Origin of the sequence: Arthrobacter sp. GCM10027362, from assembly GCF_042679445.1 — a bacterium.
Lineage (GTDB): Bacteria > Actinomycetota > Actinomycetes > Actinomycetales > Micrococcaceae > Crystallibacter.
Window position 1 is genome coordinate 1 of the sequence record NZ_JBHTML010000109.1, and the last position, 13,823, is coordinate 13,823.

The 13,823-nt window shown below is 69.9% G+C and carries 12 protein-coding genes and 2 pseudogenes; 11 read left to right on the forward strand and 3 right to left on the reverse strand.

Translation table 11 applies throughout. The annotated features are described in order from the left end of the window. Positions 1–310 precede the first annotated feature (310 nt). Positions 311–811: a MarR family winged helix-turn-helix transcriptional regulator gene (locus ACFQ36_RS14725; protein WP_377014845.1), complete on the reverse strand. Its 501-nt coding sequence runs from the start codon at positions 809–811 to the stop codon at positions 311–313. Positions 812–934: 123 nt separating this feature from the next. On the opposite strand from ACFQ36_RS14725, the gene ACFQ36_RS14730 reads away from it, so the two are divergent. The 7 genes and pseudogenes from ACFQ36_RS14730 to ACFQ36_RS14760 all read left to right on the forward strand — a co-directional run bounded on the left by ACFQ36_RS14730 (position 935) and on the right by ACFQ36_RS14760 (position 7,761). Next, positions 935–1,399, forward strand: coding sequence for a hypothetical protein (locus ACFQ36_RS14730; protein WP_377014847.1), 465 nt, complete (start codon positions 935–937; stop codon positions 1,397–1,399). Beyond that, positions 1,396–2,028 carry a gluconate 2-dehydrogenase subunit 3 family protein gene (locus ACFQ36_RS14735; RefSeq protein ID WP_377014849.1) on the forward strand — a complete coding sequence of 211 codons (633 nt, stop codon included), beginning with the start codon at positions 1,396–1,398 and terminating at the stop codon, positions 2,026–2,028. The genes ACFQ36_RS14730 and ACFQ36_RS14735 overlap by 4 nt, the downstream gene beginning before the upstream one ends. After that, positions 2,025–3,680: a GMC family oxidoreductase gene (locus ACFQ36_RS14740; protein ID WP_377014851.1), complete on the forward strand. Its 1,656-nt coding sequence runs from the start codon at positions 2,025–2,027 to the stop codon at positions 3,678–3,680. The genes ACFQ36_RS14735 and ACFQ36_RS14740 overlap by 4 nt, the downstream gene beginning before the upstream one ends. A 2-nt stretch (positions 3,681–3,682) precedes the next feature. Beyond that, positions 3,683–5,476: a thiamine pyrophosphate-requiring protein gene (locus tag ACFQ36_RS14745; protein WP_377014853.1), complete on the forward strand. Its 1,794-nt coding sequence runs from the start codon at positions 3,683–3,685 to the stop codon at positions 5,474–5,476. A gap of 3 nt (positions 5,477–5,479) precedes the next feature. Then, positions 5,480–6,586: an enolase C-terminal domain-like protein gene (locus ACFQ36_RS14750; RefSeq protein WP_377014855.1), complete on the forward strand. Its 1,107-nt coding sequence runs from the start codon at positions 5,480–5,482 to the stop codon at positions 6,584–6,586. A 47-nt stretch (positions 6,587–6,633) separates the two neighbouring features. Beyond that, positions 6,634–7,389, forward strand: coding sequence for a ZIP family metal transporter (locus ACFQ36_RS14755; protein WP_377014857.1), 756 nt, complete (start codon positions 6,634–6,636; stop codon positions 7,387–7,389). Then, a pseudogene (locus tag ACFQ36_RS14760) lies at positions 7,386–7,761 on the forward strand (DUF1622 domain-containing protein). Before ACFQ36_RS14755 ends, ACFQ36_RS14760 begins: the two are co-directional and overlap by 4 nt. 49 nt (positions 7,762–7,810) lie before the next feature. On the opposite strand, the gene ACFQ36_RS14765 reads toward ACFQ36_RS14760, so the two are convergent. Further along, complete coding sequence (locus tag ACFQ36_RS14765; RefSeq protein WP_377014859.1) at positions 7,811–8,668, reverse strand: urea carboxylase-associated family protein; 858 nt, start codon at positions 8,666–8,668, stop codon at positions 7,811–7,813. Continuing rightward, positions 8,665–9,375 carry a GntR family transcriptional regulator gene (locus tag ACFQ36_RS14770; protein ID WP_377014861.1) on the reverse strand — a complete coding sequence of 237 codons (711 nt, stop codon included), beginning with the start codon at positions 9,373–9,375 and terminating at the stop codon, positions 8,665–8,667. Before ACFQ36_RS14770 ends, ACFQ36_RS14765 begins: the two co-directional genes overlap by 4 nt. A 180-nt stretch (positions 9,376–9,555) precedes the next feature. On the opposite strand from ACFQ36_RS14770, the pseudogene ACFQ36_RS14775 reads away from it, so the two are divergent. From ACFQ36_RS14775 to ACFQ36_RS14790, 4 genes and pseudogenes are all read left to right on the forward strand, one after another. Next, positions 9,556–11,061, forward strand: a pseudogene (locus ACFQ36_RS14775) (ABC transporter permease subunit); the annotation flags it as partial. 78 nt (positions 11,062–11,139) lie between these two features. Then, the gene (locus ACFQ36_RS14780) at positions 11,140–11,943 is read left to right on the forward strand and encodes an amino acid ABC transporter ATP-binding protein (RefSeq protein ID WP_377014867.1); all 804 of its coding nucleotides are present in this window, start codon (positions 11,140–11,142) and stop codon (positions 11,941–11,943) included. A gap of 14 nt (positions 11,944–11,957) precedes the next feature. Further along, positions 11,958–12,716 (forward strand): LamB/YcsF family protein, encoded by a 759-nt coding sequence (locus ACFQ36_RS14785; protein ID WP_377014863.1) that lies wholly within the window; start codon positions 11,958–11,960, stop codon positions 12,714–12,716. After that, positions 12,717–13,823, forward strand: a 1,107-nt coding sequence (locus ACFQ36_RS14790; RefSeq protein ID WP_377014865.1) for a carboxyltransferase domain-containing protein, incomplete at its 3' end; no start/stop codon positions are given.

Sequence of the window (13,823 nt, forward strand, 5' to 3'; positions counted from 1 at the left end):
GAAGGCGCCCGGCAAGGCTTCCGGGCTCCCGCCACCGCCGAACTGCCTGAGCGGTTCCCGCCGCCCGGCACCGCCTCCTCCGCCGCCGGGCGGGCCGCCGAGTGCCCCGGCCAGGCCCGAATACTATTGCGCCATCGCAAGAATTGCGGGAAGATTCATATAGAGACGGTCCTGCTTCAAGCACCACAGGCCGAGCACCTCGTTCCTCGGCCGCCCAAGCCATCGAAGCCGGCGGGATTCAAAGGAGGGACCGGCGTGCGAACACCGTCCCGCGTTGTTGCGGTCACCGGGGGCTCGCGGTGAGCGCGGTTCAGGCGCCCGACTTGAGCGTGAAGCGCCCGTCCGTGGTGCCGTCCCCGCCGGCGGCGGCCGCAAAGGCCTCCATCGCCTCCGCCAGCGCCCTGCGCTTACCGGCCGGCATGCGTGAAATCACCTCCGCGATGGCCTGCCGCCGGTGGTCCAGCACCGTGGCCACCAGCTCCTTCCCCCGCGCGGTGAGTTCAAGCCGAACATACCGCCGGTCGGCCGGATCATCGCGCCGCTTGATCAGCCCGGCGACCACCAGGCGCTCGCAGGTGCGCGTGGCATTGGAAGGGTGCACCCCCAGTTCGGCGGCCACGCCGCCGAGGTTCTGCGGCCCCCGCGAGTCGATCAGGACCAGGACCCGCAGCTGCGGGCTGGACACAATGTCCTCCACTTCCGCCACCGACCGGGCGGCGACACCCATGAGCACGTTCGCGGCGCCCATCACGGCCTCGACCTCCCGCTCGGAGGCAGGGGACACGGCACCGGGGGCAGCAGGCTCGTTCACATTCCCCAGTATCCTCCCGGTGGTTGCCTTCGGACAAAGGTTGCGTCGGCGCACTTGTTTGTCCGGTCCCCTCCCGGGACGGCACGACGGACAGTCCCCCGCCCGGCTTGAAGGAGCAGCCCGATGAAACCCCTGATAAAACGCGGCCACGCCGAGCCGGTCCACGGCATCGACCGGTTCGTCCGCAACGTGCGGACCGGCCGGTTCGAACGCTCGCTCTCGGGGCTGACCGCCGCCGGAGCGCTGGTCACGGCCGCGGAAATCTATCTCGAGCATGACAAGGCCAGCTTCGGCAACAAATGGATGTGGGCGCCGGTGGCCCTCGGGCCGGTCGGCGCTGCCGCCGGCGTGGCCGGCGTCGTCAGCCACCGGGCGGCCAAGACCGCTCTGCCGCTGGCCAGCGCCGCCATCGTGGCCAACGGACTGCAGGGCACGTGGCTGCACCTGCGCGGCATCCGGCAGAAGCCGGGCGGGTTCTCGAACCTGCGCTACAACGTCGAGATGGGGCCGCCGCTGTTCGCCCCGCTGCTGGTCACCCTGGTCGGCGGCCTGGGCCTGCTCGCCTCGGTCCTGAGGCGGGAGCGGTGAGCGGTTTCACCCCCGGCGGCCGCTACCCGGGGTTCAGCACGCTGGCCCAGGCCCGGCACTGGGATCCGGCCACGGCCGCGGTGGTCATGGCCCGGCTTGGGCGCCCCGCCGACATCCGCTTCTTCACCCCCGCCGAGGAGGCGGTTGCCCGGGCGCTCTTCGACCAGCTCCTGGACCAGCACGCCGAGCCCCGGGTTCCGGTGGTGAACCTCGTCGATGCCCGGCTGGCGGAGGAGGAAACCGACGGCTGGCATTACGAGGACATGCCGCGGGACGGCGAGGCGTGGAAGGCCTCGCTGGCCGCGCTCGACCAGGAGGCGCACGCCCGCTGGGACCGCGGCTTCGCCGAGGTGTCCCGCATCCGGCAGGCCCGGCTGCTGCACGAAATCCAGGAACTGCACAACGGGCAGTGGCACGGTTTCCCCGCCGACCGGCTCTGGAGCCTGTGGACCCGGTACGCCTGCACCGCCTTCTACGCCCACCCGTGGGCCTGGGACGAGATCGGCTTCGCCGGCCCGGCCTATCCGCGCGGCTACAAGAACCTCGGTGTTGACCGGCTGGAGCCGTTCGAGGTGCGCGATACCCGGCCCAACGAGGACCCGGCGCGCACCCGCGGAGGTGGAGGATGACCGGCGTCCGCCGCCGCAACGAATCCGCCTGGCTGCTGCCGCCCTCCCCCGGAACCGGCCACGGCCTGCGCCGGGACATGCACAGCTTCGCGGACGAGGACGAGGTCGACCTCGTGATCGTCGGCTGCGGTGCCGGCGGGTCGACCCTGCTGCAGCGGCTGGCCCGGGCCGGATGGCGTGTGGTGGCGCTGGAGGCCGGCCCGTTCTGGGATCCGGAGCGGGACTGGGTCAGCGACGAGGCAGGTTCCCACCACCTGTACTGGACCGAGCCGCGGGTCATCGCGGGGACGGATCCGGTGCCGCTGGGCTCGAACAACTCCGGCCGCGGCGTGGGCGGGTCGATGGTCCACTACGCCGGGTACACGCCGCGCTTCCACCCCAGCGACTTCCATACCAACAGCTGCGACGGGGTCGGCGCTGACTGGCCGCTGGAGTATACCGATCTGCGCCCCTACTACGAAGACCTCGAGGAGGAGCTGCCGGTGGCCGGGGAACACTGGCCGTGGGGCGATCCGCACGGCTATCCGCACCGCCCGCACCCGATGTCCGGCAACGGGGAGCTGTTCCTGCGCGGGGCGCGGGCCTGCGGCATCACGGCAAAGGTGGGCCCGGTGGCGATCGCCAACGGGCGCTTCGGCAACCGGCCGCACTGCATCTACCGCGGCTTCTGCCTGCAGGGCTGCAAGGTCAATGCCAAGGCGTCCCCGCTCATCACGCATATCCCCGACGCCCTCGCCCACGGCGCCGAAGTGCGGGCCGAGGCCATGGCGACGCGGATCGGCTTCGACGAACGCACCGGCCGGGCCACCGGCGTGCACTACGCCCGGCACGGCGTCGAACGCTTCCAGCGCGCCCGGATGGTCGCCGTCGCCGGCTACTCGATCGAGACGCCGCGGCTGCTGTTAAACTCCACATCGCACCGGTTCCCGGACGGGATGTGCAACGACTTCGACATGGTGGGCCGGTACCTGATGGTCCAGGGAGCACCCCAGACCGCCGGCCGCTTCGAGGCGGAAGTGCGGATGTGGAAGGCGCCCCCGCCGGAGGCCAGCACCGAACAGTTCTACGAAACGGACCCGGCCAAACCGTACAAGCGCGGATTCTCCATCCAGTGCGTCTCCCCGCTGCCGATCACCTGGGCCGAACATGTCGCCGCGCAGGGGCACTGGGGCGCCAACCTGCGCCGGTACATGAGCGACTACCCGCACTGGGCCTGCCTCGGCGCGCTCTGCGAGTTCCTGCCCCTGGCGGAGAACCGCGTGACCCTGGCCGGTGAGAAGGACCGGCACGGCCTGCCGGTGGCCAGCTTCAGCTACAGCCAGTGCGACAACGACCGGCAGCTGATGTCCGCGGCGCAGGAGGTGATGGAGCGGATCCTCACCGCCGCCGGGGCGGCCGAGGTGATCACCATCAACCGGTACGCCCACCTGGTCGGGGGCGCCCGGATGGCGGCCGACGAACGCCGGGGCGTGGTCGACCGCAACTGCCGCAGCTTCGCGGTTCCGAACCTGCTCGTCACGGACGGCAGCGTGCTGCCTACCCAGGGCAGCGCGAACCCGGCCCTGACCATCATGGCGCTGGCGGCCCGCACGGCCGCCGTCCTCGCCGAAGGCGCCCGCAGCGGCGTCCTCCCGAGTCCAAAGGAAGAATGATCATGGCAGCACCAACAGTGGCCGACTACCTGCTCGCCCGCCTGCGCGAATGGGACGTGGAGAAGGTCTTCGCGTTCCCCGGCGACGGCATCAACGGGATCCTCGCAGCGTTCGGCCGGGCCGGCAACCAGCCGAATTTCATCCAGGCCCGGCACGAGGAGATGGCCGCCTTTGAAGCCGTCGGCTACGCCAAATTCACCGGCCGCGTGGGGGTGTGCATGGCCACCTCCGGCCCGGGCGCCATCCACCTGCTCAACGGGCTGTACGACGCCAAGCTGGACCATGTGCCCGTCGTCGCCATCGTCGGCCAGACGGCCCGCAGCGCGATGGGCGGCTCCTACCAGCAGGAGGTGGACCTGCCGACCCTGTTCAAGGACGTGGCCTCCGATTACGTGCAGCTGGTCACCGTGCCCGAACAGCTGCCCAACGTGCTGGACCGGGCCATCCGCATCGCCGTTTCCCAGCGCGCCCCGACCGCCGTCATCATTCCGGCCGACGTCCAGGAACTGGATTATTCGGCTCCCACCCACGACTTCAAGATGGTGCCCTCCAGCCTCGGCACCGCCTGGCCCCGCGTGCAGCCCGATGACGACGCCGTACGCGGCGCCGCCCGGCTGCTCAACGAGGGCACCAAGGTCGCCATGCTGATCGGACACGGTGCCCGCGGTGCGGCCGCGGAGGTGCGCCAAGTGGCGGACCTGCTCGGTGCCGGCGTGGCCAAGGCCCTGCTGGGCAAGGACTCGCTGCCCGACGACCTGTCCTACGTCACCGGGTCCATCGGCCTGCTGGGCACGCGCCCGAGCTACGAGATGATGCGCGAATGCGACACGTTGCTCACCGTCGGCTCGAGCTTCCCCTACACCCAGTTCATGCCCGAGCCGGGCCAGGCCCGCGGCGTGCAGATCGACGTGGATCCGAAGATGATCGGGCTGCGCTACGACTACGAATACAACATCGTGGCCGACGCCGGTGCGGCGCTGCGCGCCCTGATTCCGCATTTGGAGCGCAAGCAGGAGCGGTCCTGGCGCGAAGGCATCGAGGGCAAGGTGGCCAGGTGGTGGGAGACAATGCGCGCCGAGGCGATGGTGTCGGCGGACCCGGTCAACCCCATGCGCGTATTCGCCGAACTCTCGGACCGGCTGCCGGCCGATGCGATTGTCACCGCGGACTCCGGCTCATCCGCCAACTGGTATGCCCGCCAGCTGAAGTTCCACGGCGAGGTGCGCGGCTCGCTCTCGGGGAACCTGGCCACCATGGGCCCGGGCGTGCCGTACGCCATCGGTGCGAAGTTCGGGCACCCGGACCGGCCGGCGATCGCCTTCGCCGGCGACGGGGCCATGCAAATGAACGGCTTGGCGGAGCTGATCACCGTCCAGCGCTACTGGCGCAACTGGGCCGATCCGCGGCTGATCGTCGCCATCCTGCACAACAACGACCTGAACCAGGTGACTTGGGAAATGCGCGCCATGGGCGGGGCGCCGTCGTTCCACGAGTCGCAGACCCTGCCGGACGTGGACTACGCCGGATTCGCATCCAGCCTGGGCCTGCAGGGAATTACCGTGGACAACCCCGACGATCTCGGCCCGGCCTGGGAGAAGGCACTCGGCGCCGACCGGCCGGCGGTCCTGGATGTGCGCACCGATCCGGACATCCCGCCCATCCCGCCGCACGCCACCTTGGAGCAGGCGCTGAACACCGCCAAGGCCCTGGCCGAAGGCGACGACAGCGCCTGGGGGATCATGAAGGAAGGGGTCAAGACCAAGATCCAGGAATTCCTTCCCCACCGGGAGGACTGAGGGATGCAGGGGGCCCGGACGGCAGTCATGGGACTCAATGCCGCCGCCTACACCGTCCCGACCGATGCCCCGGAGGCAGACGGGACCTTCGCCTGGGATTCCACCACGCTGGTGCTGGTGCAGGCCCGCGCGGCCGGGCACAGCGGCATGGCCTGGACCTACGCGCCGGAGGCCTGCGCCGGGCTGGTCACCGGGCTGCTCGGCCCGGCCGTCGCCGGAACCGATGCCTTCGACATTCCGGCCGCGGCGGCGGCCATGGCCCGGGCGGTGCGCAACACCGGCCGGACCGGGCTGGCCTCCTACGCGGTCTCCGCGGTGGACTGCGCCCTGTGGGACCTGAAGGCACGGCTCCTCGGGCTGCCGCTGCACCGGCTGCTCGGGGCGGCCCGGGCCGAGGTGCCGGTCTACGGCAGCGGCGGGTTCACCACCTACAGCGAGCAGCAGCTGCGCAGCCAGCTCGCCGGCTGGGCGCACGAGCAGCGGATCCCGCGGGTGAAGATCAAGATCGGCCAGGACCGGGGCACCAACGAGGCCCGCGACCTGGCCCGAATCCGCCAGGCCCGCGCCGCCGTCGGGCCGGACACGGCCCTGTTCGTCGACGCCAACGGCGCCTACACGGCCAAGCAGGCCATCCGGGTACTGCATGCGGCCGCGGACCAGCAGGTGAGCTGGTTCGAGGAACCGGTCTCAAGCGACCACCTGGACGGGCTGCGGGCCGTGCGGCGCGCCGTCGACGCCGATGTGGCCGCCGGCGAGTACGGCACCGGCCTGTTCTATTTCCGCCGGATGTGCGCCGCGCAGGCAGTGGACTGCCTGCAGGTGGACATCAGCCGGTGCGGGGGCATCAGCGAGTGGCTGCGCATCGCCGCTGTCGCGGCCGCCCACAGGCTGGAGGTCTCCGGCCACTGCGCGCCCCACCTGGGCGCCGCCGTCGGGACCGCCACCCCGAATTTCCGGCACCTGGAGTGGTTCCACGACCATGTCCGGATCGAAAACCTGTTCTTCGAGGGAACCCTGGACCCGCAGGGCGGAGCGGTCCGGCCCGGTGACAGCCCCGGGAACGGGCTGGCCCTGCGCAGCGCAGACGCGGAGCAGTACCGGGTCCGCTGAGGCGGATCCGGTGCCGGCAGGATCCGGGCACGATAGGGGGTTGCGGGATGCCAATGTGGATGCAGGCCTGGATTTGGGGCACCGTGGGCGGAGCGGCCCTGGTGGTCGGGTGCGGCCTGGCTTGGAAATGGCGCATTCCAGCCAAAATCGTCTCCTCGGTGATGTCCTTTGGCGCCGGAGTGCTGATCTCGGCCCTGGCCTTCGAGCTGGTCGAGGAGGCCGTCAACGGCGGCGGCCTGTGGCCGACGGTGGGCGGGTTCCTCACCGGAGCCGTGGTCTATGTGGCCGCCAATGCGCTGCTGGCCCGCCACGGTGCCAAGCACCGGAAGCGCTCCGGCGGCAAGCAGCCCTCGGAGCAGGACAAACCCGGCAGCGGAACGGCCATCGCCGTCGGGGCACTGCTGGACGGCGTGCCCGAATCGGTGGTCCTCGGCGTCGGGCTGGTGACGGCCGGGGCGGTGAGCCCGGCGATGCTGGCCGCGGTGTTCATCTCCAATGTCCCCGAGGGCCTCTCGAGCACCGCAGGCATGAAAAAGGCCGGGCGCAGCGCCGGTTATGTCTTCGGGGTGTGGGGCGGCATCGCGGTGATCTCGGGGCTTGCGGCCCTGGTCGGCTATGCGGCCCTGCAGGGTTCGCCGGCGGAGCTGGTCGCCTTCATCACCGCCATTGCGGCCGGGGCGATCCTGGCCATGCTCGCGGACACCATGATCCCCGAGGCCTTCGAGGAACACCACATCCTCACCGGACTGATCGCCGCCACCGGTTTCCTGGCCGCGTTCACGATCGACCGGATCGGAGGATGATCCGGACCGGGCCGACGGCGAAAAGAGGAAGCAAGGATTTCCGCCCGTTTATTGAAGTGGTGGGACAATACCTGGACCTGGCCGGCGTGGTCGTGATGGTCGTCGGCGCCCTGGTGTCCATCCCGCTGGCCTTCCGGCGCCGGCCCTACCGGGCGTACCGGCAGCTGCTGGGCAGGTCCATCCTGCTGGGCCTGGAACTGCTGGTGGCGGCCGACATCATCCGCACGGTGGCCGTCACGCCGACGTTTGCCAGCGTCGGCGTGCTCGCCGTCATCGTGGTGATCCGGACCTTCCCTCAGCTTCTCGCTCGAGCTGGAAATCACCGGCCGCTGGCCCTGGCAGAAGGAGCGCAGCGAAAGCCAGGGGGCGTAGCCGGGCCGGGGTCCCGTGGCGGGCGCCCAAAGGGGCGCCCGCCACCATGTCAGGAGCGGGCCTCGCCCCAGGCCGGGGCCTTCAGCCCGTGGGCGCCGGCATACTCGGGCAGGCCCGGGGAGGCCCAGCCGCCCAGCACGTCGGCGCCGACCTTGTACACCTCAATGCCGATCGGCCGGCATACCTCGACCGGGTCATGGGCGCCCTCGCCCCACATCGGCACGGACAGGTCCCCGCCGGGGCAGGTGGACAGGGCCATCAGCAGATCCTGTTCGGCGAAGAGTTCGAAGAAGTCGCCGACCTGGGCCGGGCAGGACTTCATGAAGTACTGGTCCTTATCGTTCAGCCCGGTGCATTGGAAGACGTTGAGCACGTCATGCACGTCGAACTCGGTCAGTCCGTAGGGCAGCACGGCGCGGGTCAGGTTGGAGTGGCAGTGGTAGTCAAAATCCTCGCCCGTGAGCATCCGGTTCACGTAGGGGTCGCAGCGGGTGCCGAGCGTATCGTGGACGCGGCCGCCTTCGCCGTCCACGCCATAGCCCTCCAGCGTGTCGGCAGTGATCGTTGCCAGCGGGCGCAGGTAGGGCAGGTTGGACCAGAGCCGGTCGAAGGTGGTCACGTGCGCGGCCTGCAGCTGGCGGGTGCGCGCGGCCCAGAAGCGCTCGCGCGGGTTGTTAAAGTTCCAGATGTTCAGGTCCCCCACCTGCGGCCCGTCCACCGTGAGGATCCGGCACACGTGCCCGGCAGGAACCTTCCAGGCCTTGCCGGACCGGATCGGGATGAGGAAGGAATCCACCAGTTCACGCGAGTCCGTGGAACGGGCGATGTTGCCGTAGAACTCCTTGTCCACCTCGAGTGCCGGGCCTTTGTAGGCCGCATCGGTGAGGGATGCTTGTACGTTGGTCATGATGTCCTTTCCAGGCTGGCAGTGGCGGCGCGGCCGCGTTCGGCAGCGCGCACCCCGTCGATGATTTGGGCTTCCGAATCGTTGAGGTAGTCCGTGAGCTGGGCGCAGGCTTCGTCCCTGCGCCCGGCCAGGATGAGGTCGGCAATCTGTCTGTCCCAGGCGACCCAGGTGACCTGGAACGCGCTTTCGTCCGGCATGACCGCGAAGGCCAGCCGCAGCTGGGCAGCCAGATTGTTGAAAAAGCTGTCCACCCGTACCGATCCGGCGAGCCGGACCACCGCCTGGTGGAACGCCAGGCTCGCGGTGCCGACTTTTTTCCAGTCGCCCGCGCGCACGTGCTCTTCGCCCGCAGAGGCAGCCAGGTCCACTTGGGCGAGCAGCGTGTCGGGCGCACGGGCACTTTGGCGGACGGCACCGGTTTCGAGCAGCCGGCGTGCGGTGTAGATGTCGTGAATGTCGCCGGCCGTCAGGGTCCGGACCGAGCTGCCGGCATTGCGGACCGACACCACCAGCCCGTCCGTGGTCAGCAGCCGCAGCGCATCCCTGACGGTATTGCGGGAAACCCCGTACTCATCGGCCAGCACATGATCAATCAGGCGCACGCCCGGCAGCAGCCGGCCCTCCATGATCTTCTGCCGCAGCGAAGCCTGCACGGCTTCGGCGGCAGGGACCGCAGGCTTTTCCCCAGCGCGCGATTCGGGTGTCATGGAGAGAGCCTAGCAGTGTTCAACGATCAGGTGTCAAAACACGGGCCATTGCAGCGAGCGGAATGTTTTATCCGGCCAAAAACCGCGCCGTCAACGTAATCCTTGTATTTCCGCGCCGTAATGGCATTGACACGATTGTTGAACAATCTGTAGATTCGGCGCATGACTTGGACCACACTCATGCGTCGGGCCCGGCAGGTCGCGGGAGCCGTGTTGGCGGCGCTGATCGTCTCGGCACTGCTTTTCGGCAGCGCACAGGCAGCCTCCGCCGACAACGGCACGCTGCGGATCGGCTCGGACCTGACCTACCCTCCCTACGCCTACCTGCAGGCCGGCGAACCGGCCGGGTTCGATCCTGACTTCATGCGGGCACTGGCCAAAGAAATGAAGATGCAGCCGGAGTTCGTCGACACCCGGTTCGAACAGCTGATCACCGGCCTGAAGTCGGACCACTTCGATGTGGTGGCCTCAGCGCTGTACATCACCCCGGAGCGGGCCGGGGAAGTGGATTACATCCCGTACTTCACCACCGGCAACTCGATTGTGACCCCCGCGTCCGCGGCACCGGTTGCCGACGCCGCCGGGCTTTGCGGCCTGAAGGTGGCGGTCATCAAGGGCGGCGAAGTGGCCACCCAGCTGCGCGGCACCGCCAGCGAGCAGTGCGAATCCACCGGCGGCAAGGCCATCGACGTGCGCGACTTCACCGCGGATTCCGAGGGTACCCAGGCGCTGCTGGCCGGCCAGGTGGACGCACAGGTGACCGACGCCGCGGTCGCCAAAACCGCCGTCGACAGTTCCAACGGCAAGCTGGCGATCACCAGCAAGGAGCTGCTGTTCCCGGTGCCGGTGGGCCTCGCCGTCGCCAAGGACAACGACGCCCTGGCGCAGCAGGTGCGCGACGGCGTAGCCGCGCTGAAGGCCAACGGCACGTACCAGCGGCTGCTCAGCGACTACAACCTCGCCGAACCCAGCGACCAGCAGGTGGCCGCGGCCCTGGGCAGCCCGGACGGCTCCGGCGGCGCCGAGCAGGGCGGCTTCAGCTTCGACTGGGGTTACCTGGCCGGCCTGTTTGGGCACAAGGACTTCTGGGCCGCCGCGTTGACGGTCATCCTGCTCTCCGCCCTGGCGTGGGGCATCTCGGTGGTCCTCGGCATGGCGGTGGCACTGGGCCGCGAGTCCCGCCAGCGGTGGCTGCGCAGGATCCTGGACGTCTATGTCTGGTTCTTCCGCTCGCTGCCGCTGCTGGTCCTGCTGATCTTCGTCTACAACGCACCCCAGGTCATCCCCGAACTGCGGGCCGTCGTGGGTTCGCCCTTTATGGCCGGGCTGATTGCCATGGTGCTCTCCGAAACCGCGTACATCTCGGAGATCCACCGCGGCGGCCTGTCCGCCGTCGCCGGCGGACAGGGCGAGGCAGGCCGCGCACTGGGCATCCCCTGGGGCGGCGTGCAGCGGCATATCGTCATCCCCCAGGCCTTCCGGGTGGCGCTGCCCGCGCTGGGCAACGAGCTGGTGACCATCATCAAGCTCACCTCGCTGGTCTCAGCCATCTCCCTGACCGAAATCCTGCTGGTGGGCCAGCGCCTCTACACGCAGAACTTCAAGGTGCTGGAGACCCTGCTCGCCGTCGCCATTTACTACGTACTGCTGGTGACGGTCTTCGACCAGGCACTCAAGTTCTTCGAGCGGCGCCTGGATGTCAAACGCCGCGGACTCCGGGCCAAGGTCAACGACACCCTGGTGCAGCAGGCCGACGAGGTACCGGTGCCTGCTCCCCGTGCAGCCACCGAGCACGCCGGCGAGGTGGTGCTGGAGGCCGCCGGCGAACGCAAGTCCTTCGGCGAGACCGAGGTGCTCAAGGGCGTGGATCTGAAGGTCCACCGCGGTGAAGTCGTGGCCGTGATCGGGCCCTCCGGCTCGGGCAAGACCACCATGATCCGCACCCTGAACGCCATGGAGACCATTGACTCCGGGGATGTGCTCTACCGCGGGCAACCGGTGGGCTACCGGCACACCCCAGGCGGCCGCAGGCCCGTTTCGGACCGCGAGCTGGCGAAGACGCGCGAAAACATTGGCATGGTCTTCCAGCAGTTCAACCTGTTCCCGCACAAGACCGTGCTGGAAAACGTCACGTTCGCCCCGGGTCAGCTGGGCAAGGGCAGCTCCGCGGAGATCAGGGAACGGGCCCTGGCCCAGCTGCGCAAGGTGGGCATGGCGGCGCACGCGGACAAGTACCCGCACCAGCTCTCCGGCGGCCAGCAGCAGCGGGTGGCCATCGCCAGGGCGCTGGCCATGGGCCCGGATGCGATCCTGTTCGACGAGCCGACCTCGGCGCTGGACCCGGAACTGGTGGACGAGGTGCTGCAGGTCATGACCGAGCTGGCAGCCGAGGGGCTGACCATGGTGGTGGTCACCCACGAAATGCGCTTTGCCCGCGAGGTTGCGGACTGGGTGGTGTTCATGGACCAGGGCGTGGTGGTGGAAGAAGGCCCCGCCGCCGAACTGTTCGGCAACCCCCAGCATGAGCGTACCCGGCGTTTCCTGTCGCGGGTCATGGCAACGAGCTGACGGAAGGATCCACAGTGGCAACCATCGATCTGAACAGCGACGTCGGTGAGTCCTTCGGCAACTGGTCGTTCGGCGACGACGAGGCAATCATCTCCTCGGTCTCCAGCGTCAATGTGGCCTGCGGCTTCCATGCCGGAGACCCCGGCACGATCCGGGACACGGCCGCGGCGGCGGCCCGGGCCGGGGTCACTGTCGGGGCCCATCCGGGCTACCGGGACCTGGCCGGCTTCGGCCGGCGGTTCATCGACGTGCCTGCGGCCGAGCTCACCGACGAGGTGATCTACCAGCTCGGCGCGCTGCAGGCGCTCGCCCGTGCCGCCGGGACACGGGTACGCTACGTCAAGCCGCACGGCGCCCTGTACAACGCCATCGCCCGGCATCCCGCCCAGGCCCGCGCCGTCGCCGAGGCCGTGGCGGCCGTGGACCCGGCACTGCCGCTGCTGGTACTGCCGGATTCGGAGATCCAGCATGCCGCTGAGGCAGCCGGCCTGCGCACGGTGGCCGAAGCCTTCGCGGACCGCGCCTACAACCCCGATGGCAGCCTCGTCTCCCGGACACTGCCCGGCGCCGTGCTGCACAATGTCGAGGCGGTCACCGAGCAGGCGCTGCGCATCGCCACCGGCCAACCGGTCCGGGCCGCCGACGGCAGCCTTGTCGCTGTTCGGGCGCGCAGCATCTGCCTGCACGGCGACACCCCCGGGGCGGTGGCCATGGCCGCCGCCGTCCGGGCCGCCCTGACCGAGGCCGGCGTGAGCATCGAAAGCTTCGTGTAGATGTCCCTGCAGACTCCTGTTCGCATACGTCCCGCCGGGGACCGGGCCATCCTGGTGGAACTGTCCGGCCTGGAACAGGTCCTCAGCCTCCGGGCCCTGCTCGCGTCGGCACCGGAAGACGGCCAGCTGGACGTGGTTGCGGCGGCCAGGACCGTGCTGGTCACCGCTTCATCGACGGCGGCGGCCGCGCGGATTGCCGCCCGGGTGCGTGCCGCGGACCTGGCTGCCGTCCCGCCGGCGCCGGACAGCCTGGTCGTGATCGACACGCTGTACGACGGCGAAGACCTCGCCGCCGTGGCACAGCTGACCAACCTCAGCATCGAGGGCGTGATCGCCGCCCATTCCGGCCAGACCTGGACCGCGGCATTCGGCGGCTTCGCCCCGGGCTTCGCTTACCTGGCCGGCGGGGACCCGAGCCTGGAAGTACCGCGCCGGTCCTCCCCGCGCACCGCGATTCCCGCGGGCTCGGTGGCCCTGGCCGGATCCTACTCGGCCGTCTATCCGGGAAAATCACCCGGCGGCTGGCAGCTGATCGGCCGCACCGCCGAACGCATGTGGGATCCGTCGCGGGAGCAGCCCGCCCTGGTCAGGCCCGGCGCCAGGGTCCGGTTCCGCCCGGTCCGCGAACTGGTGGAAATCGGCCGGCCCGCACCCGCGGCGGCCAAACCGGCCAGGCCGGCGCACGGCGTCGTGGTGCTCTCCCCCGGCCTGCAGACGACCATCCAGGACCTGGGCAGGCCCGGGTTTGCAGACCTGGGCGTCACCGCGTCCGGTGCGCTGGACCGGGGTGCGCTGCGCCGGGCCAACCGGCTCGCCGGCAATCCCGCCGGGGCCGCAGGGCTGGAGACCGTGCTGGGTGGGCTGGTGCTGGAGGCAGCCGGCGACCAGGTGGTGGCCGTCAGCGGCACCCCGGTGCCGCTGACCATCACCGGGGCCGACGGCGCCGAGCGCATGGTGCCCGCCGAAGCACCCTTCGCGCTGCTCGCCGGGGAAACCCTTACCCTCGGCACGCCCGCCTCCGGCCTGCGCAGCTACGTGGCCCTCCGCGGCGGACTCGACGTGCCGGCCGTGCTGGCCGCCCGCGCGACGGACACCTTGTCCGGAACC

Bases quoted from the DNA above. Each gene is read 5' to 3' on its own strand.
- ACFQ36_RS14730 (WP_377014847.1), top strand. From the start codon at position 935: ATGAAACCCCTGATAAAACGCGGCCACGCCGAGCCGGTCCACGGCATC.
- ACFQ36_RS14740 (WP_377014851.1), top strand. From the start codon at position 2,025: ATGACCGGCGTCCGCCGCCGCAACGAATCCGCCTGGCTGCTGCCGCCC.
- ACFQ36_RS14745 (WP_377014853.1), top strand. From the start codon at position 3,683: ATGGCAGCACCAACAGTGGCCGACTACCTGCTCGCCCGCCTGCGCGAA.
- ACFQ36_RS14750 (WP_377014855.1), top strand. From the start codon at position 5,480: ATGCAGGGGGCCCGGACGGCAGTCATGGGACTCAATGCCGCCGCCTAC.
- ACFQ36_RS14755 (WP_377014857.1), top strand. From the start codon at position 6,634: ATGCCAATGTGGATGCAGGCCTGGATTTGGGGCACCGTGGGCGGAGCG.
- ACFQ36_RS14765 (WP_377014859.1), bottom strand. From the start codon at position 8,668: ATGACCAACGTACAAGCATCCCTCACCGATGCGGCCTACAAAGGCCCG.
- ACFQ36_RS14770 (WP_377014861.1), bottom strand. From the start codon at position 9,375: ATGACACCCGAATCGCGCGCTGGGGAAAAGCCTGCGGTCCCTGCCGCC.